Source organism: Bacillus multifaciens (assembly GCF_030756675.1).
Taxonomy (GTDB): Bacteria; Bacillota; Bacilli; order Bacillales; family Bacillaceae_G; genus Bacillus_A; species Bacillus_A multifaciens.
Window position 1 is genome coordinate 85,326 of record NZ_JAVBXD010000013.1, and the last position, 17,075, is coordinate 102,400.

At 37.9% G+C, this 17,075-nt stretch carries 17 protein-coding genes; 12 read left to right on the plus strand and 5 right to left on the minus strand.

What is annotated here, in order from left to right:
* Positions 1-57 precede the first annotated feature (57 nt).
* The 3 genes from Q9306_RS10825 (at position 58) to Q9306_RS10835 (ending at position 1,441) form a co-directional block, all read left to right on the plus strand.
* Complete coding sequence (locus Q9306_RS10825; RefSeq protein ID WP_306198167.1) at positions 58-585, plus strand: dihydrofolate reductase family protein; 528 nt, start codon at positions 58-60, stop codon at positions 583-585.
* A gap of 435 nt (positions 586-1,020) precedes the next feature.
* Positions 1,021-1,257 (plus strand): DUF2553 family protein, encoded by a 237-nt coding sequence (locus tag Q9306_RS10830; RefSeq protein WP_306198169.1) that lies wholly within the window; start codon positions 1,021-1,023, stop codon positions 1,255-1,257.
* A gap of 1 nt (position 1,258) precedes the next feature.
* Complete coding sequence (locus Q9306_RS10835) at positions 1,259-1,441, plus strand: sporulation protein Cse60 (protein ID WP_020060291.1); 183 nt, start codon at positions 1,259-1,261, stop codon at positions 1,439-1,441.
* 231 nt (positions 1,442-1,672) lie between these two features.
* On the opposite strand, the gene Q9306_RS10840 is transcribed toward Q9306_RS10835, so the two are convergent.
* Positions 1,673-3,121, minus strand: coding sequence for an MDR family MFS transporter (locus tag Q9306_RS10840; RefSeq protein ID WP_306198176.1), 1,449 nt, complete (start codon positions 3,119-3,121; stop codon positions 1,673-1,675).
* Between the two features lie 71 nt (positions 3,122-3,192).
* Positions 3,193-4,458: a BaiN/RdsA family NAD(P)/FAD-dependent oxidoreductase gene (locus Q9306_RS10845; protein ID WP_306198178.1), complete on the minus strand. Its 1,266-nt coding sequence runs from the start codon at positions 4,456-4,458 to the stop codon at positions 3,193-3,195.
* Between the two features lie 153 nt (positions 4,459-4,611).
* Here Q9306_RS10845 and Q9306_RS10850 point away from each other — a divergent pair, with 153 nt between their 5' ends.
* Together Q9306_RS10850 and Q9306_RS10855 are read left to right on the plus strand one after the other, a co-directional pair.
* Entirely contained in the window at positions 4,612-6,261 is a 1,650-nt protein-coding gene (locus Q9306_RS10850) for a putative polysaccharide biosynthesis protein (RefSeq protein WP_306198181.1), read from the plus strand.
* A 44-nt stretch (positions 6,262-6,305) separates the two neighbouring features.
* A complete protein-coding gene (locus tag Q9306_RS10855) occupies positions 6,306-7,034 on the plus strand; it encodes a pseudouridine synthase (protein WP_306198183.1) in 729 nt (242 codons plus the stop codon).
* A gap of 396 nt (positions 7,035-7,430) precedes the next feature.
* Here the strand turns inward: Q9306_RS10855 and Q9306_RS10860 are convergent, their stop codons facing one another.
* Complete coding sequence (locus Q9306_RS10860) at positions 7,431-7,652, minus strand: DeoR family transcriptional regulator (RefSeq protein ID WP_090918771.1); 222 nt, start codon at positions 7,650-7,652, stop codon at positions 7,431-7,433.
* 362 nt (positions 7,653-8,014) lie between these two features.
* Here Q9306_RS10860 and pepV point away from each other — a divergent pair, with 362 nt between their 5' ends.
* From pepV to Q9306_RS10885, 5 genes are all read left to right on the plus strand, one after another.
* Positions 8,015-9,421, plus strand: coding sequence for a dipeptidase PepV (gene pepV, locus Q9306_RS10865; RefSeq protein ID WP_306198185.1), 1,407 nt, complete (start codon positions 8,015-8,017; stop codon positions 9,419-9,421).
* Positions 9,422-9,480: 59 nt separating this feature from the next.
* Positions 9,481-9,645 (plus strand): hypothetical protein, encoded by a 165-nt coding sequence (locus Q9306_RS10870; RefSeq protein ID WP_306198187.1) that lies wholly within the window; start codon positions 9,481-9,483, stop codon positions 9,643-9,645.
* A gap of 235 nt (positions 9,646-9,880) precedes the next feature.
* Positions 9,881-10,429 (plus strand): RNA 2',3'-cyclic phosphodiesterase, encoded by a 549-nt coding sequence (gene thpR / locus Q9306_RS10875; protein ID WP_306198189.1) that lies wholly within the window; start codon positions 9,881-9,883, stop codon positions 10,427-10,429.
* Between the two features lie 73 nt (positions 10,430-10,502).
* Positions 10,503-12,644 (plus strand): type I pullulanase, encoded by a 2,142-nt coding sequence (gene pulA / locus Q9306_RS10880; protein WP_306198191.1) that lies wholly within the window; start codon positions 10,503-10,505, stop codon positions 12,642-12,644.
* A gap of 237 nt (positions 12,645-12,881) precedes the next feature.
* Positions 12,882-13,679 carry a phosphotransferase family protein gene (locus tag Q9306_RS10885; RefSeq protein ID WP_306198193.1) on the plus strand — a complete coding sequence of 266 codons (798 nt, stop codon included), beginning with the start codon at positions 12,882-12,884 and terminating at the stop codon, positions 13,677-13,679.
* Between the two features lies 1 nt (position 13,680).
* Here the strand turns inward: Q9306_RS10885 and Q9306_RS10890 are convergent, their stop codons facing one another.
* Positions 13,681-13,959, minus strand: a complete 279-nt coding sequence (locus tag Q9306_RS10890) for a YtzH-like family protein (RefSeq protein ID WP_306198196.1) — start codon at positions 13,957-13,959, stop codon at positions 13,681-13,683.
* Positions 13,960-14,156: 197 nt separating this feature from the next.
* Between Q9306_RS10890 and trmB the strand changes: the two genes are divergently transcribed.
* On the plus strand, positions 14,157-14,810 hold the full coding sequence (gene trmB, locus Q9306_RS10895) for a tRNA (guanosine(46)-N7)-methyltransferase TrmB (protein WP_306198198.1): 654 nt from the start codon (positions 14,157-14,159) through the stop codon (positions 14,808-14,810).
* Positions 14,811-14,828: 18 nt separating this feature from the next.
* Here the strand turns inward: trmB and Q9306_RS10900 are convergent, their stop codons facing one another.
* On the minus strand, positions 14,829-15,179 hold the full coding sequence (locus Q9306_RS10900) for an ASCH domain-containing protein (RefSeq protein WP_306198200.1): 351 nt from the start codon (positions 15,177-15,179) through the stop codon (positions 14,829-14,831).
* Positions 15,180-15,578: 399 nt separating this feature from the next.
* Here Q9306_RS10900 and Q9306_RS10905 point away from each other — a divergent pair, with 399 nt between their 5' ends.
* Positions 15,579-16,562, plus strand: coding sequence for a S66 family peptidase (locus Q9306_RS10905; protein WP_306198202.1), 984 nt, complete (start codon positions 15,579-15,581; stop codon positions 16,560-16,562).
* Positions 16,563-17,075 lie beyond the last annotated feature (513 nt).

Consider the following 17,075-nt stretch of genomic DNA (forward strand, 5'->3'; position numbering starts at 1 on the left):
TTGGATATATGTTACTTTTAGGTGTGTATATCATTTTTGAAAGAAAGGATGATAAAAATGAAACGAGAACGAAAAGTAATTTTATACATTGGAACTTCAATTGATGGATATATTGCAAGCGAAGATGGGACCTTAGAGTGGTTAGAATCAACAGAAACTGAAGGAGATAATGGATACGGTACCCTTCTTGAAAGAATTGATACTGTTGTAATAGGAAAAAGAACATATGACGTAATTCGTGGGTTTGATATGGATTATCCTTATGCTAACTACGCTAATTATGTTTTTTCAACTTCTGTAGATGGTAGAGATGAATATGCTCAATTTTTAAAAGAAAATGTAAAAACATTTATTACTAACTTAAAAAAACAGCCGGGAAAAGATATTTGGTTAATTGGTGGTGGTAATTTAGCACGAGAATTTTTCAAAGAAAACTTAATTGATGAATTTCAACTTGCAATCGCACCTATCATTTTAGGTAAAGGCATTTCTCTTTATACTGACGGTGACATTGAAACAAAATTCACACTAACAAAGATAGAACAACTTGGTCAACTTGCGATGTTACATTACGTTAAAAAATAATGGTTACTCAGTTACTTTATGAAAAACCGACAGAAAAGCATTTTTTTAAATGGGCGAGAGGGACTAGCCATGCATAGAAGCGGTCAGGACCTTTTCCTGCCACGTGCAAGGTTTGAAAACAAAAGTAGACAATAAGTACAGGCCCCTACCCTTGTTCGCATGACAGCAGTCTATATGCCAAAAAATGAATTTACAAGTAATAGACAGACACATCTTCACTAGAATCATACACTTTTCTAAATTTCTAAAAGGTATAGCTGAGTAGTTACAGATAATGTTTTAATAAGAAGCCAAATAAAAAAGTCGGTTCTTCTGTTAGTGAAGATAGTCGCTATTAGCTCTAAAGAAAGCATATCCCCTTCAAATTCATTCATAAAATAAAAAATCTTTAATACAATAAACCAATCCGTTCTTTTTCGAAAGGAGGGGTGGGAGATGAGCCGTATAATTAAAATTGATATTACAGACAAGGTAGTGGCGAAATTTAAGACAGATTATTTGGAATTATACTCTAATAAATTTATGATTGGTAAATTTTATGTCTATACTGAAGAGAAGCAATATGTATTAGAAGATGGTTATTTATATGAAGATGGTAAGTTTTATCGCCTCATTGATACGCGCCGAGATAACAGTCCAGCAGTAGAAGGCTGTGACTTAGGATGGTGTTAATGTGATTCGCGTGAAGATCTTTGATGAAAGTCATGAAAAAGATTTAGAAGAGGCCATCAATGTCTTTTTGAAAAAAATGGACGAAGAACAAATTGTAGATATTAAGTACCAAGTATCGGTTTCGAACAATGATGAAGAGAGTCAAATTTATTGTTTCTCTGCGATGGTTGTATATCGGTCTTAAATACAAAAAAGACGACGCGAAGTCGTCTTTTTTGTATTTATCCCGCTATTCGTGGACAGTAAGACCCCCACCTGATGGAAGTTTCACTTTATCGGCGGAAATCCCTCATTTATCGGCGACTTTAAGCAATATAAAGACATTTCGATACAATATAAAGACCCCTTGACAACACCTGACACGAATCGCCCTTTCTACTGAGGTACAGTTATAACAGAATGTCTACTTCATTTTCTACAGTGCAGTGCCTTTTTGCTGCGGTGCAACTGTTTCTTGTTGTTTAGATTGTATACATAGCCATGCAATAAATAAACTGATAACTGCTAATATAAATGTGCCGCTAAAGATAATATGAACACTAGAAGCGAGTACTTCTTGCGATCCAGTAGCAGTACTTCCATGCTCTGAAGTTACTAAGTTTACATTTCCGTCTCCTGCGCTGTGGATGACTGTATTGAAAATCGTTCCAAATATTGCTGCGCCTAGCGTTTGGCTAAATGTATTAATAAATGTATTTAACCCGACTGCTGTTCCGCGTTTATTCGCAGGGACAGAAGCTTGAATTGTGACCATAAAGATTGGTGTCATCAGTCCCATTCCCATGCCGAACATGCCCATTGCAATGTAAATAAGAGATGGATGCGAATGAGTAGATAGTATGAATAACAAGAACGTTGAAGCGGATAAAATGCTGCCGCCAAGTAAAATAATTTGTTTTGTTTGTAAACGGCCAACTAAGTTACCAGACATCATCGCGCCAACTGTCCAAAATACAGGAATTGGCATTAGAATCATCCCAGCTTCCGTTGCGTTTTTTCCTAATACCCCTTGTGTCCAAATTGGAAGGTACATTGTAATACTAATAATCATCGCACCAGCAATTAATGTTAATACGTTGACGATAGATACAGTTCGGTTAGAGAACAGATCCAACGGAATTAATGGTTCTGGTGATTTTTTTTCTACGAATAAGAAAAGGATAAATGCGAAAACTGCAAATACTAGTAGGCCGATAATTGTGATATCGCCCCAGTTTTGATGCTGACTTCCTGTTAGTAATGCATAAAGTAAGGAAATCGTACTAAGTGAGAAGATAACAGCACCTGGATAATCGATATGATGTTTTGCAGGTTTGATAGATTCTTTATAGGAAATCGCAATCATCGCACAAGCAAAGATTCCAAATGGAATGTTTAAGAAAAAGATATAACGCCAAGATAGTGAATCGACTAAAAAACCGCCAACTAACGGTCCGACAACACCAGATACACCCCAAACGGCACTTAGCCAACCTTGCGCTTTTGCCCGATCTTTTGCTTCGCTATATAAGTCACCGATAATTGTCATTGTAATCGGCATAACAGCACCTGCTCCTACTCCTTGCAGGGCGCGGAACAGAATTAATTGCTCCATTGATGTTGCAACGCCGCATAATGTAGAGCCGATTAAAAAGATGGCAGCTCCAATTAATAGTACTTTTTTACGTCCAAATAAATCTGCTAGCTTTCCGTAAATCGGTGTTGTTACTGCGGTCGCTAACATATAAATCGCATATACCCAGCTTACAAGTCCTACTCCTGAAAGTTCGCTTGTAATGCGAGGCACCGCTGTGCTAACAATCGTTCCTTCAACAGCAGAAAGAAACGTCATTAACATTAAAGATATCATTACTTTTGTTCTCATCTGTTTTCCCCTTTTGCTTTTTTACAATTACAAATGAAAAGGAGACTAGTAATTAGACTCCTTTTTTACTACTATATGGTAGCATTTTGACCAGCAGTCATTCCAGCAATTCGGCCTGTAACGAATGCGGAAGTAATATTATACCCGCCCGTATAACCGTGAATATCAAGAATCTCTCCGCAGAAGTATAAGCCGTTCATGACCTTGGATGACATTTCTTTCGGATTAATTTCTTTCACTGACACCCCGCCGCCTGTTACGAATGCTTTTTCAAGTGGCTGCGTTCCATTTACGCTAAAGGTAAATCCTTTGAAGTCTGCAGCAAGAGCGCGGATTTTTTCATGAGAAATTTGCCCGCATTGCTGACTGCCGTCAATTTCATTTTTCTCTAATAGGAATAAGAAATAACGCTCAGGGACATAGCCTTTTAGTACATTCTTTACTGCTTTTTTCGGATCTTCTTTCATTTGTTTCATCATACGCTGGAATAGTTGTTCGCTGTGTTCTTCTGGGAGCGCATCGATGCTCATTGTTACTTTGTTTGTTTTAAACTTTTTCATCGTTTTCAGGGCGAACTGGCTGCAGCGAAGTGCTGCTGGCCCAGATACACCGAAATGGGTAAAGAGCATATCCATTTTGTGAGAGATAACTGCTTTTCCTTTTGGATTTAATACGCTTAGTTCTACATCACGAAGCGCTATGCCCTGTAATGTACGGTCGCGAATAAATGGTTCACTAGAAAGGAGTGGTACTTCCGTCGGGAATAATTCTGTAATGGCATGCCCTGCTTTTTCCGCCCAAGCATAACCATCTCCAGTAGAGCCTGTATGCGGCACTGATTTCCCGCCAACGGCAATAACAACATGGTTCGTTTCAATCACTTCACCATTTTGCAGAATGACCGCTTTCGTTTGTCCATTTTCATATTCTACAGTTTTAACAGGGAGATTTGTCCGAATGGTAACGCGCAGTTCTTTTAAACGTGTTAATAACGCGTCTACAACGGACTGAGCTTTGTTTGATACAGGAAACATTCGTCCATGATCTTCTTCTTTTAATTTAACACCAAGTTTTTCGAAGAACTGAATAATGTCTTCGTTATTAAAAATAGAAAAGGCGCTATATAAGAAACGACCATTTCCCGGAATATGTTTTACAATTTCATCAAGCGGAAGACGGTTTGTTACGTTGCAGCGTCCGCCGCCAGAAATAGCAAGCTTTCTTCCTAATTTGTCACCTTTATCAAGAAGTAACACGCGAGCACCTTCTTCAGCAGCACCGATCGCTGCCATTAATCCTGAAGGACCTCCACCAATGACAATTACATCATAATGCATATTAATCGACCTCATTTTCTTATTTTGCTGCATTCAAGAATATCATGTTTTCATAGAAAAGAAAAATGGAGGGATATGCTGTTTCGAGGAGAAAGTATGGTACAATACAAAAGTTGGAGTTCAGCGTTTGAAATAATGTAGGAGGATTTTTTTATGTCCGATTCAAAATTTTTGCGCGGAACGCTTATTGTGACGCTTGGGACATTTTTAGTGAAGTTCCTCGGCATGATTTATATTTTTCCGTTTCATGCGTTAGTTGGCACAGAAGGCGGGACGTTATACACGTATGGATATATTCCATATACAATCTTTTTAAGTATCGCAACGGCAGGGGTGCCGCTTGCAGTTTCGAAGTTTGTTTCGAAATATAATGCGCTTGGAGATTATAAGACGAGCCGGAGAATGTTTCGCTCTGGTATGGTTATGATGATCATAAGCGGCATACTTTCCTTTTTAGTCTTGTATATGACAGCACCGTTATTTGCGGAGGCAATGCTAGGGAAGAATAGTTTACATAACAGCTTAGAAGATGTCACAATGATTATCCGTCTCGTTAGCTTTGCACTTCTTGTTGTACCAGCGGCGAGTTTAATTCGCGGTTATTTTCAAGGGTACCAATCAATGGGGCCAACGACCGTTTCACAAATTATTGAACAAATTATTCGTATTGTATTTTTACTTATCGGTAGTTTTATCGTTATAAAAGTGATGAAAGGTTCAGTCGCAACAGCAGTTGGCGTGGCGACATTCGCAGCGTTTGTTTCCGCTGTCGGAGCATTGGCTGTCCTCATTTGGTATTGGATGAAGCGAAAGCATCATTTAGATCAATACATCATCAATCAAACCGTAGCAGAATCAACAGTTGGGACGTTTGATTTATTTAAAGAACTGTTTGCCTATGCGATTCCTTATGTTGTCATTGGGTTAACGATTCCGCTTTATCAGCAAATTGACACGTTAACGTTTAACGCAATTATGCAAGCCATTGGACAAGGGGATATTGCCGAACGTGCTCTTGGTATTTTTACAATGTGGACGCATAAGTTAATTATGATTCCAGTATCGCTTGCAACGGCGTACAGCTTAACGCTCGTACCAGCGATTACTAAGTCGTTTACAGAAGGACAGTTCCGTTATTTGAAGCAGCAAATTACCCAAACGTTTCAAGTGAATATGTTTTTAACATTACCAGCTGTCGTTGGAATATCCACTTTAGCGTATCCAATTTATACAGCGTTTTATGAAGCTGATCCGCTCGGTGGAAAAGTATTAATGTGGTACGCGCCAGTCGCGTTATTGTTTGCATTATTTACAGTAACAGCAGCTATTTTGCAAGGGATTAACCAGCAAAAGCATGCGATCATTGCACTTGGCATGGGCGTTATTTTAAAATTCTTATGTAATGTGGTGTTCATTCGTTATTTTGGAACAATTGGTGCAGTTGTAGCAACGGGTGTAGGATTCGCTGTATCCATTTGGTATACAAATAAACAAATTCGAAAATACGCGCACTTTTCATTTGCGCTTGTGTATAAACGAACGTTTCAAATTGCAGTATTAACAGCTGGGATGGTTGTGGTAGTTAAGATATTATTATGGATTCTTTCCTTTATGCTTCCATTTGAGACAAGTCGCCCTGCGGCACTTGTTACAGTCTTCATTTGTGCAATCGGAGGAGCGGCTGTGTATGGCTATTTAGCATTCCGTACCGGCGTAATAGAGCGAGTATTTGGCGGTGAATTTTTAGAGAAGATTCAGCGCAAACTTGGTGATAGATTGAAGATCAAAACGAAAGGGGCGTAAATTGTGCGCCTCTCTTTTTCTAATTATATAAAGCAGGTGAAACGATGAGATTAGATAAATTATTAGCAAACATGGGCCATGGTAGCCGTAAAGAAGTGAAAAAACTATTAAAGGACGGCGTTGTCAAAATAGATGGCGTATCAGTGAAAGATGCAAAATATCATGTGAACGTAGAAGAACAAGAAGTTACGATTCACGGTGAAGTAGTGGAGTATAAAGAATTTGTATACTTAATGATGCATAAACCACAAGGGGTCATTTCTGCAACAGAAGATGACAATCATGAAACAGTTATTGATTTATTAGAAATGGAAGATGCGATTTTTGATCCGTTTCCAGTGGGAAGACTTGATATCGATACAGAAGGTTTTCTTTTATTAACGAATGACGGAAAGTTAACGCATCAACTTCTTTCTCCGAAAAAGCACGTTCCGAAAAAATACTTTGCAAGAGTAGCTGGAAAAGTGACAGAAGAAGATGTTGCTGCGTTCAAAAAAGGCGTTATTCTAGATGATGGATATGAAACAAAACCAGGTGAGCTAACAATTCTCCAAAGCGATGACGTGTCTGAAATTGAACTTGTTATTACAGAAGGTAAGTTTCATCAAGTAAAGCGCATGTTTGAAGCAGTAGGGAAAAAGGTTGTGTACTTAAAACGCACAGAGATGGGTCCTTTAGTATTAGATGAGGAACTAGAGCTTGGACAGTACCGTGAATTAACAGACGAAGAAGTAGAGATGCTGAAATCCTATCATACTCAAATAGAAATATAAGTTGAAAAAAGAACATAAAAACCCTCTTTTTTAAGGTGGGAGAGAGGTCCTGGTGATGCATAGAAGCGGTCAGGGCCTTTTTTTTGCTACGTACGATGTTAAAACAGAGAGATGAAACGAGAGCAGGTCACTTTATGTTTTCGATAGTGGTGAATTAGCGGTTGAGAATAGAATAGACAAGTGTAAAAACGCTCTTTTTTAGATGAGAGGGAGGTTCTGGCCGTGCATAGAAGCGGTCAGGTTCTTTTTTTGCTACGTGCGAAGGTAAAATATAGAGGGAAAACGAGTAGAAATCACTTTTTGTTTTGGCTAGCACAGATTTATATCATAATCAAAAAGACCCCCATTCTTCTATTAAGAATGGGGGTATGTATATACTAAATCAGGTTATACTCATTACGAGGTCATTCTCACTTTCTTTCCTGTTGTTGTCCACTTGCCGCGGCAAGGGCTATACACGAGCTCATTAAATTGCAACACATTCAGATCGCGTTGTATCGTTCGCGGTGTGATCCCAAACTCATCTACAAGGTCTTGCGTCGTTACGGTGCCTTTCTCATTAATGTAAATATAGATTGATTTAATGCGTGTTAGCATACGAGTAGTTGTAGGTTTTATCAAAAAACCACTCCTCTACAAGTTTTTTGACCCATTCAGGAAAGAAGGTCGTTATTTTCATTGTACTCCAGATGAAAAAAAACATGCTCTAACTTGCTCAAATTTTACAAAATTTTAATGTGAGATAGAGTTTGTAGAAAGAAAGTTGTTGATATTCTGTTTCTCTTTATCAATTATCTCATAAATTTCTACGTAAAACGTCAAATTCCTGCAAAAAAATTAAAATAATAAGAAAAAAATATGAAAAAGCTAATTTTAATTATCTGAAATATTAAAATTGTTCGTTATTAGACTGGAGCTTGCTAGCATAAAAAGGGTTCGTTTGCTATGATGAAAGAGAGAACAAAGAAGAAGGTGGAAGTATGACAAATATAAATTGGATGCAAGAAGTAGAGAAACGAAAAGATGCTCTTATTCATGATGTACAGCAATTTTTACAAATTAAAAGTGTATGGGAAGAAGAAACAGCAAAAGAAGGTGCACCGTTTGGAGAAGGTGTAGCAAAAGCATTATCTTTCATGTTAGATAAGGGAGAGACTGATGGATTTCTTTCTAAAAATTTAGAGGGATATGCAGGGCATTTAGAGATGGGACAAGGAGAAGAAATTGTTGGTATTTTATGTCATGTTGATGTAGTACCAGAAGGAGACGGCTGGACGACGCCTGCATATAGCGCGGATATTCGCGACGGTAAAATCTTTGCACGCGGTGCGATTGATGATAAAGGTCCAACAATGGCAGCTTACTATGCAATGAAAATTGTAAAAGAATTAGGATTGCCTCTTTCGAAACGCGTTCGCATGATTTTAGGAACGGATGAAGAAAGTAACTGGAAGTGTGTAGACCATTACTTTAAACACGAAGAAATGCCAACAATGGGATTTGCTCCAGATGCAGATTTTCCAATTATTAATGCGGAAAAAGGAATTTGCGATTTATATGTAGTTCAAAATAAAAAGGAACATACAGCAGGAGAAAATGTATTAGTATCCTTCTCATCCGGGCGCCGATTAAATATGGTTCCTGATTTCGCAGAAGCTGTCCTAACGAGCGAAAAAGCAACAGAACTTGCAAGTCAGTATGAACAATATATACAAGAAGCAAAGAAAAACGGGAAAGCAATTGTGGAAGGAAATACAATCAAACTGCAAGTAGAAGGGATTTCGGCACACGGTTCTACGCCGGAACAAGGAGAAAATGCAGGTTTAACACTTGTGAATTTCTTAACGACAATCTCTTTAGATGAGCAAGGTGGGGCATTTGCTAGCTTAGCTGCGGAAACATTTACAAATGATACGCTTGGAGAAAAAGCCGGCATTGCGTATGCAGATGAGATTACAGGTCCATTAACAGTAAACGTTGGTCTTCTTTCTTATACAAAAGAAGAAGGCGGTAAACTTGGATTGAATATTCGCTATCCAGTTACAACAAACCTAGAAGGAACGCTGCAAACATTAACAAATTATGTGAATGCAAAAGACTTTGCTATCACAAATGTATCAGATTCTCGTCCGCATCATGTTGATAAAGATCATGTATTAATTCGTACACTTCAGCGTGTATACGAAGAGCAAACAGGAGAAAAAGCCGAGTTGTTAGCAATTGGCGGCGGTACATATGCACGTTCATTGAAAGCTGGGGTTGCGTTCGGTCCGCTATTCCCAGGGAAAGAAGAATTAGCACATCAAAAAGATGAGTATATCGAAATTGAAGATTTACTGAAAGCAACAGCGATTTATGCACATGCAATTTATGAATTAGCGAAATAGTAGTATGGAAATGAAAAACCAAAAAACCGTTCTTTTTTAGGTGGCGAGAGGAACTGGCGATGCGTAGAGGCGGTCAGGGCCTATTCCTGCCACGTGCCGTGTGGAAACAAAGAGAGAAAACAAGCGTAGGGCATATTTTATTTTCCTTACCGGCGGCAGATGTACCGAAAAGAATATTAAAACCTTTATTTTTAAGGGAGGCGAGAGGGACTGACCGTGCATAGAAACGGTCAGGGCCTATTCCTGCCACGTGCTGTGCGAAAACAAAGATAGGAAACGAGTGCGAGGTCACTTTGTGTTTTCCGTACAGGCGATTTATGTGTTGAACAATCGAACTTTCATTAGTGAAGTAAACAATGGACGAACCGCTCTCGATAAGGAGAGCGGCTTCTTTCATATGTATGGAGAATCAGCTTCACACGAATAATAGATGTATCCTGGGAAAAGGAGAGAGAAAAGATGGCGAGACATTATTTTATTGCAGTGAAATTACCAAATGAGATAAAGAACATACTAGCAGAGTGGAAAGAAATAATAGAAGGAACAACGCCGTTTCGTTCTTGGGTCTATACAGAAGATTATCACATTACACTTTCGTTTTTAGGAAGTGCTGAGGAAGGGCAACTTGAGAAGCTAAAACTAGACTTGCAGCAACTGGCTAAAATGTCGCGTTTTTCACTTACATTGCAAGGGTGTCATACATTTGGTGTAAAAGAACAGCCGCGTGTGTTTTGGGTAGGAGTGGAAGAAGAACGTGCTTTGTTTGATTTACAAAAACAAGTGTATACGATATGTGAGCAAAATGGTTTTCAATTGGAAACGCGGCCGTATCATCCTCATATTACTGTAGCTCGTAAATGGAAGGGAGAAGAAGCATTTGATAAAAGTCAGCTTCCTGCCCTGCCGCCGTATATATTTGAAGTGGCAACAGTAACGTTATATGAAACGCATGTAGAACGAGTGCCGAAGTATGAAGCGATTTATGAAATATCTTTACAGAATGCATAAGCTTGAAAACGTTTTCTGATTTTTTGAATATACTATAGAAAATGGAATGTCTCTTGGGAGGGTGTGGATACATATGTTAAGCATACAGCGTACGTTTGAAGCATATTTAGATGAAATGGACAAAATTACTGTTTTACTTCCGCATGCGTACGGGACGAGTGGCATATTCCATTTAAAGCAAGGCACAACTGAATGGGAACTTCCAATTACTTGTGTTACCTCTCTTCCACATGCAACGAAATATGAATGTAAAGTGAATGAACCCATTACATTGAGTAACTGTTATATCATACGCGATGAACAGGGGGCAGAAACGGACTTACAGATGGGTGCTGTTATTCGGACAGAGAAATTTGATGAGTTATATATGTATGAAGGAAGCGATTTAGGTGCCTCTTATTGCAGTAATCAAACTGTATTTAAAGTGTGGGCGCCAACAGCTACGAAAGCAAAAATTCGTATTTATGAAACAGGGGCAGTATATAAAGATTATGAAATGGAAGGGCAAGAAAAAGGTGTTTGGAGTTGTGAGTTAGCGGGAGACTGGGACGGTGCGAAGTATACCTTTCTTGTTTGTATTAATTTAATTTGGAGAGAAGCGGTTGATCCATATGCAAAATCAGTGTCTATAAACGGTACGTACGGAATTGTCATAAACCTTGCGAAAACGTCTGTGCACGATGAGGAAGCATTACCTATCATGACTTCTATGACGGATGCTGTTATTTATGAGGGACATATTCGTGATATGACAGTTCATCCTCATAGCGGCGCAATGTATAAAGGGAAATATCTTGGTCTAACAGAAGAAGGAACGACAGGAGAACGAGGAACGTTAACAGGCCTTTCTTATATAAAGGAATTAGGCGTTACACATATTGAGCTATTACCAATTCATCATTATGCCGGAGTCGATGAGAAGCAGCCATTTGCAACGTATAATTGGGGGTATAATCCGCTATTTTATAATGTTCCAAATGGTAGCTATGCAACAAATCCATTTAATCCGTACAACCGAATTGTTGAATGTAAACAAATGATTCAAGCGCTTCATCGAAATGGTCTGCGCGTCATTATCGATGTTGTTTATAACCATGTGTATGAAAGAGAAACATCTTCTTTTGAGAAGCTTGTACCTGGATATTATTTTCGGCACGATGAAAATGGAATGCCGTCAAATGGGACGGGGGTTGGGAATGATATTGCCTCAGAGCGTAGTATGGTACGCAAGTTTATTGTCGATTCCATTTTATATTGGTTAACAGAGTATAAGGTGAATGGTTTCCGGTTTGATTTAATGGGGATTTTAGATGTTGAGACAATGAACGAAATTCGTCAGAAGGTAAATGAAGTAAAAGAGCATGTCATATTATTAGGTGAAGGATGGGATTTACAAACACCACTTGCTGCGGATCAGAAGGCAACGTTACAAAATGCAGCGAAACTACCACATATCGCGCAGTTTAATGATCAATTTCGCGATGGGATTAAAGGAAGTACTTTTGACGTGCAAAAACGTGGGTATGCACTTGGCGAGACAACAAATAAAGAGCATATCCAATACTTGCTTACAGGAAGTATCCCTTATATTAAAGAAAGTAGCTTATTTATAGAACCTGTACAAAGCATTAACTATGTAGAATGTCACGATAACATGACGATGTGGGATAAGATTAGCGGCAGCAGTAAAGAAGAGGAGCATATGCAAAAACGCCGCCATCGCCTTGCAACAACGATGACATTATTAGCACAAGGCATTCCGTTTTTACATGCTGGTCAAGAATTTTATCGTACAAAGCAAGGAAACGAAAATAGTTATAACGCCCTGGACTGTGTCAATCAAATGAACTGGAATCAAAAAGAGCGCGAAGAAGAAACCGTTTCTTATCTAAAAGGAATCATTCGAATTCGCAAATCACACGGTGCCTTTCGTTTTTCATCTTCTGAATTAATTAGGCAGCATATGTCTTTTTTAGATACAACTCCGTCTGTCATTGCATATTATTTACAAGATGTGCAGCAATTTGGAAAATGGAAAGAAATTGTTGTGCTATTTCATAACGGAACAGAGGAGCAAACCGTTTCTTTACCTAAAGGTGGTACATGGCACATCCTTGCAAATGAGGAAAAGGCAAATGAAGATCCAATTTCTTCATTTGAGGGAGATACAATTGCCATTGCTCCGATTAGCACGTATATATTGACGAAATTGTGACGAATCGACCCTTGACGATGCGAATGTAATAAATGTAGAATTAATCAAGGTGGCTATTCAGTTAAGTTGCCAGTCTATTATTATTTTTGTAAAATAAAGTAAAAGAGTGAGCAGCTTGTTTGTTTTTTCACTTTTACTTACATTGAAGCAGAATGAATGGAAACCCAGGGCATATGTTTGGAAATGTTGTGGTTTTTCTTTTCATAACTATAAAAGATAAGGATTTGTTAACGGGTAATGAACATGGAATGGTTGGAACAATTGTTAGGAAAAGAGTGGAAAGTAATGCCGGCCGGAGGGGCGACAGGGGATGCCTACATTGCGCACAACGAACAGCATAAAATCTTTTTAAAGCGTAATTCATCGCCCTTTCTTGCGGTATTGTCAGCAGAAGGAATTGTTCCGAAGTTACTTTGGACAAGGCGATTAACAAATGGTGATGTAATTTCGGCACAAAAATGGCTCCCAGGACAAAAATTAGAACCAGAGGATATGAATTCTGAGCGAGTGGCAGTATTGCTGAAAAAAATTCATTCTTCTGAAGCGTTAGTGCACATGATTCAAAAGCTTGGGAAACAGCCTTTGCATGCGCAAGATATATTAGAAGAAGCGCTTCGCACTTTGCAAGAGGATGTAAAGCAAAATGAAGTCATTCAAAAAGGACTTCAGTATTTACAAAAGTCCCTTCAGAATGTAGAATTTGAACATCTTGCTGTTTGTCATTGCGATGTCAATCATAACAATTGGTTAGTAACAGATGATAACGAATTGTTTTTAATTGATTGGGATGGAGCAGTTATTGCAGACCCAGCTCTTGATATTGGGATGCTGCTTCATTGGTATGTTCCAAGAGAGGAATGGCACGAATGGCTTGAGCATTACGGATTAGAACTTACTGATTCTTTGCTAAGCCGTATGAAATGGTATGTTATACTGCAATGTATGATTTTCGTACAATTATATAGAACAAAAAATAAGCAAGTAGAAGCAGAATATTGGCTTCAATATTTAATGCAACTACTCGCTTCAGAATAAGTTAAGAAAAACTATCCATTCCTGTAATCCATTGTGACAGTTGTTCTTGATGACCAGAAATATGGTTATCTAAATCTGGAGAATATTTACCCGATTGACTATAGTAATATACATCGTTTAACATAGATTTAACCTCATTACTCACACTGTCATTTACGAGCAATGATTGAATGAGACGTTCTAATTGTTCACATTCAGAAACCGTTCCACAGCAATCACTTTGATGATTGACTAAGATGTCTTTTAAGATTGTCATTTGATGTTCATGATTAAGTGGCATTTTAACACATCCTTTTCAGTTGTTATCGTAACAATGAAACGAGCGTAACGAACCGCTGATGGAAATTGTATTTTATACACTTTGTAGTTTCCATCAAAATAGTAAATTTTATACTTGAAAGAAACGGACCGAGTGCTCGTACGTACTTGGTTTTTTATATGATACACACATCTTGGAGTGCAGAGAGGGAGAGAACTATGCGTTTAAGACATAAACCATATGCAATGGACCGAACGAAAGAATATTCACAGTTTGTAATTGGAAATCCAGAAGAGAGTAACGGAAAATGGAACGAGTTATTTGGAAATGACAACCCGATTCACATTGAAGTTGGAACAGGCCGCGGCCGCTTCATGTACGAAATGGCAAAAGCAAATCCAAACGTAAACTATATTGGAATTGAAAAATTCACAAGTGTAATTGTAGATGCACTTGATAAATTAATTGAAGAACCATTGTCGAACTTAAAACTAATTAATAAAGATGCAGAAGATTTAACAGTATTCTTTGCGGAGAATGAAATTGATCGCGTATATTTAAACTTCTCTGATCCATGGCCAAAGAATCGTCATGAAAAGCGTCGTTTAACGTATAAAACATTTTTACGTAACTATGAAACAGTACTTGTAAAAGGCGGGGAAATTCATTTCAAAACAGATAACCAAGCTTTATTTGAATACTCTCTTACAAGTATGGCGGAATATGGCATGCTGCTGCCTTATATTAGCTTAGATCTTCACAAAAGTGACTTCGAAGGAAACATTATGACGGAATACGAAGAAAAATTCTCAAGCAAGGGAAATCGTATTTACCGCGTTGAAGGAAAATATCGTACAGAACCTGCGCAATAATGCGCGGGTTTTTTATTATTACAAAGTATCGGGAAGGTTCACCCATATTACCGCACCCATTGGATGTTTGTATGGTATTGGTTCTTTCAATGGAGTTGGATTTTGGAAAATCCAAGCATGTGTGTACTTGTACGGTTCTTGAAGACAATTTTGGGCTGGTACTTTATGAAATGATTCACTTTGTTGATATTCTTCAAGACTTAATTTCTTGCTATCTATTAAATCAACAGTTCCAAATACCATTCCACTGCCACTTTTAATAAGAGCTATTTTTCCTCGTATCTTCGTGTTAGCTCCTCTTATTTCCCAAGTTTTTTTACCTTCTAAAATTAGCTCAATCCAAGGTGATCTAATGATGAGACCTTTCATTGTTTGTGCCACCACCTAATAATTAATAACTATATTTTACCACGAATAGAGGAGTGTAATAGAAAAGAAAAAAGCTGCCACAAAGTCTAGCTTCGTGACAACTTCTTGAAAGGATAAAGAAAGAGCGGGAGCAGCACAAGAATGTCAATGAAAGTTAAAAAGGTTTTAAAAACTTAATTTTCAGAAAACTTATAAGCTTAAGGGTTTTTCGCTACTCTTTCTTTATTAATTAAGAGTTTAGCATTAAAAATAAAATAAATCAACGAAAAATAGACAATTTTCTTTAAAATTCGACATTTTTAATAATTGATCTAAGAACACTTCTATTAATTTCATGTATCTAGGAAGTTAGGTTATAGTAAAGAAATATCATATATGTTTATATAGGAGTGAAAAGAAGTGTTTCAGTTAAACAAAGGAGATCAAATAGGAGTTTTTTCACCATCATTACCAGGTACATATACATCACCTACTAGATTCGAGCGTTCAAAACAATTTATGGAAAGTAAAGGATTTATTATCGTTGAAGGAAGTCTTACTAGAAAGTGTGATGGTTATCGATCTGGGAGTATAAAAGATCGTGCTCAAGAGGTGAACGAATTCATTTGGAATCGAGAAATTAAGTGTATGATGTCGTCTGTTGGAGGAAGCAATTCGAATTCGTTACTTCCTTATTTAGACTACGAAGCAATAAAAAAACATCCGAAAATTTTCGTTGGGTATTCTGATGTCACTGCCATTTTATTAGGTATTTATGCGAAAACAGGTATGACAACATTTTATGGCCCGTCCTTAATTTCATCATTGGGAGAATTTCCTCCATATGTAAATAATACATTTTCATCATTTGAAGATGTGTTAATAAAAAATGCAGCACTTCCATATGAGTATCCTGTATATCCTGTTTGGACAGATGAGCAATTAAATTGGCAGACACAAAATCGGCCGAAAGCAAGTTATCCGAATGAATGGGTTTGCGTCAAAGAAGGCGTCGCAACTGGTCGGTTAATAGCTGGGAATTTAATGACGATATTAAGTATATGGGGAAGTCCTTATATGCCTGTTATTCATGAGGGAGATATTTTAATGATCGAGGACTGTAAAAAAACAGCAGCGATCGTTGAAAAGCATTTTAGTTTCTTGAAAATAAACGGTGTATTTGAAAAGATTGGCGGGATCATCTTAGGAAAACATGAACAATTTGACGATCAAGGAATAGGGTTGACACCATATGATATTTTGCTCGAAGTAATCGGAGACACAGATATTCCAATCTTAGCTGATTTTGATTGTTGTCACACACATCCGATTGTTACAATGCCTATTGGCGGAACGATTGAATTAAATGCAACGCAGAAGACGGTTCGGATTTTGGAGTTTTAAGGAGCTTGCATTGATAGTAGAAAACATAGGAGAAAATTTAGGGAAGCTTATATATAAATACAAATTGAAAAACCGACATAAAAACCCCCTTTTTTTAGGGGAGGGAGAGAGCGTCTGACTGTTCATAGGAGCGGTCAGGACCTTTTCCTGCCACATGCCAGGTTTGAAACAAAAGGAGCAGACCAGTAGCCGGGCATGGTGTATTCTGCATAGTTGCGATTTGTGTGTTAAAAAATCAAAGTGGATTTATATATCATATAACGCACTGAAATTATGTCTTAACTTACTTAAAGTACAGGGGCTGACCCAAAAGGCACAAAAGTGCCTTTTGAACTCAGTCTATTTTCCGTTATCGACCGCTCTTTGCAATATATCGGCGCTTTTCACGATATATCGACCGCTCTTTGTAATATATGGTTCTGTCAAGAAGTCTGTGTAAATTAATGAGACTTAGTACTTAGGTCTATCCAGTATTTAGTTATATGTTTTTTTCTCTTAGGGGAGGAGGAGTGA

Excerpts from the sequence above, each read along its gene's own strand:
- Q9306_RS10825 (WP_306198167.1), top strand. The coding sequence starts at position 58 with ATGAAACGAGAACGAAAAGTAATTTTATACATTGGAACTTCAATTGAT.
- Q9306_RS10830 (WP_306198169.1), top strand. The coding sequence starts at position 1,021 with ATGAGCCGTATAATTAAAATTGATATTACAGACAAGGTAGTGGCGAAA.
- Q9306_RS10840 (WP_306198176.1), bottom strand. The coding sequence starts at position 3,121 with ATGAGAACAAAAGTAATGATATCTTTAATGTTAATGACGTTTCTTTCT.
- Q9306_RS10845 (WP_306198178.1), bottom strand. The coding sequence starts at position 4,458 with ATGCATTATGATGTAATTGTCATTGGTGGAGGTCCTTCAGGATTAATG.
- Q9306_RS10850 (WP_306198181.1), top strand. The coding sequence starts at position 4,612 with ATGTCCGATTCAAAATTTTTGCGCGGAACGCTTATTGTGACGCTTGGG.
- Q9306_RS10855 (WP_306198183.1), top strand. The coding sequence starts at position 6,306 with ATGAGATTAGATAAATTATTAGCAAACATGGGCCATGGTAGCCGTAAA.
- pepV (WP_306198185.1), top strand. The coding sequence starts at position 8,015 with ATGACAAATATAAATTGGATGCAAGAAGTAGAGAAACGAAAAGATGCT.
- Q9306_RS10870 (WP_306198187.1), top strand. The coding sequence starts at position 9,481 with ATGCGTAGAGGCGGTCAGGGCCTATTCCTGCCACGTGCCGTGTGGAAA.
- thpR (WP_306198189.1), top strand. The coding sequence starts at position 9,881 with ATGGCGAGACATTATTTTATTGCAGTGAAATTACCAAATGAGATAAAG.
- pulA (WP_306198191.1), top strand. The coding sequence starts at position 10,503 with ATGTTAAGCATACAGCGTACGTTTGAAGCATATTTAGATGAAATGGAC.
- Q9306_RS10885 (WP_306198193.1), top strand. The coding sequence starts at position 12,882 with ATGAACATGGAATGGTTGGAACAATTGTTAGGAAAAGAGTGGAAAGTA.
- Q9306_RS10890 (WP_306198196.1), bottom strand. The coding sequence starts at position 13,959 with ATGCCACTTAATCATGAACATCAAATGACAATCTTAAAAGACATCTTA.
- trmB (WP_306198198.1), top strand. The coding sequence starts at position 14,157 with ATGCGTTTAAGACATAAACCATATGCAATGGACCGAACGAAAGAATAT.
- Q9306_RS10900 (WP_306198200.1), bottom strand. The coding sequence starts at position 15,179 with ATGAAAGGTCTCATCATTAGATCACCTTGGATTGAGCTAATTTTAGAA.